Annotated in this window: 1 protein-coding gene; it reads left to right on the plus strand. The window is 62.5% G+C overall.

Features of this window, described 5'->3' with window-relative positions; all coding sequences use genetic code 11:
* The coding region (locus F6X37_RS35640) for a GNVR domain-containing protein (protein WP_187614654.1) at positions 1 to 1,782 on the plus strand (1,782 nt) is incomplete at both ends.

Here is a 1,782-nt window from a genome sequence, read left to right on the forward strand (position 1 = left end):
GACGATCTGCACCTCGACGTCAGCGCAAAGCCGAAGCGCTTTCCATTGATCGGAGACTGGTTGGGCCGGCAAGCCCGGAGTCTTTCCGAGCCAGGGATCTTTGGATTTGGCGGATATGCATGGGGCGATGAAGCGATCAAGGTGTCCAGCTTCGACGTCCCGGAAGCATTCGAAGGCGAGAAGTTCGTTCTGACGGTTCTGGACGGCGGACGCTACCGGCTGGAGCAGTCGGATCTCAGCGAGCCGATCGAGGGTCGCGTGGGCGAAAAGCTCGACACGAAACTGCCCGATGGCGCGATCACGCTGCAGGTCGATTCGCTGAACGCAAAGCCGGGCACGCAATTCATTCTGGAGAGACAGTCGCGCGAGAAGACGGTGGAAAGCCTGCAAAACCGGCTGACGGTCTCGCAGAAGGGTAAAGACAGCGGCATCATCGGCGCGTCGCTGATGGGCTCTGAGCGGCTGCTGACGGCCAGCACGCTCGCCGAAATCGGCAATGCGTATGTTGACCAGAATCTGAAGCGCAAGGCGGCGGAAGCCGAGAAGTCGCTTGCGTTCCTGAGCGCGCAGCTGCCGCAACTCAAGAGCGACCTGGAGCGCGCCGAGGGACGCTATAACGACATGCGCAACCGCATGGGCGTGTTCAATCTGAGTGAGCAGGGCAAGGCCTATCTGGATCAAAGCGTAGCCACGCAGCGCAGCCTGCTCGAACTGAAGCAGAAGCGCGCGGAGATGGGCGCGATCTACGCGCCGGGTCACCCCGCGATCCAGGCGATCGATCAGCAGATCGGCATGCTGAGCAGCAGGATCGGAAGCTTGTCGCAGCAGGAACAGGCGTTGCCGGACCTGGAGCAGAATGCGGTGCGCCTGACCCGGGACATGAACGTGAACAACGAGCTTTACGTCGGCATGCTGAACAACATGCAACAGCTCAGACTGGTTCGCGCCGGCAAGGTTGGAACGGTGCGGTTGATCGATAACCCGGTGGTGCCGAAAGAGCCGATCAAGCCGAACAGGCTTCTGGTGATTATCTATGCTGCGTTGGGCGGCCTGATTCTGGGCGTGGGTGCGGCGTTCGGGCGTACGGCGCTGTATCGGGGCGTGACCGACGCGCAGGAGATCGAGGAGCAAACGGGCCTGAACGTCTATGCGAGCGTGCCGCTGTCGCAGGCGAAAGTCGCGCGAATCGGCAAGACGCCGAAGCTGCCCGCTGGCGAGAAGTTCCTGCTGGCGAGCGAGTTTCCGCGCGACCCGTCGATTGAAAGCCTGCGCCGACTCAGAACCGCGCTTCATTTTGCCATGCTGGAATCGGAATCGGGCGACAATCGCGTGCTGCTGACGGGGCCGACGGAACAGGTGGGCAAGTCGTTCCTTTCGGCGAATCTGGCGGCGGTCGTATCGGCGGCCGGCAAGCGGGTGTTGCTGATCGACGCGGACCTGCGCAAAGGTCATCTCGAGCAATACTTTGGTCTCGACTCGACCCCCGGCCTGGCTGACTATCTGTCGTCGGAGGTGACGTCCGACCCGGTGATCATGCGTGACGTGCGTCCGGGCCTCGACTTCGTTGCGCGCGGAGCGATACCGGAGAACCCGGCCGAGCTTCTGGTGAGCGAACGCATGCAGCAATTCCTCGCGAAGACGAGCGAATACGACATCGTGCTGATCGACACGCCGCCGGTGCTCGCCGTCTCCGACGCGACCGCGCTTGCGGATAGCTGCGGCACGGTGTTGCTGGTGACCCGCTTCGAGACCACTTCCATTGCGCAGGTGCTGGAGGCGACC

The sequence above is a fragment of the Paraburkholderia sp. 31.1 genome, from assembly GCF_014397645.1.
In the GTDB taxonomy this organism is placed as follows: Bacteria; Pseudomonadota; Gammaproteobacteria; order Burkholderiales; family Burkholderiaceae; genus Paraburkholderia; species Paraburkholderia tuberum.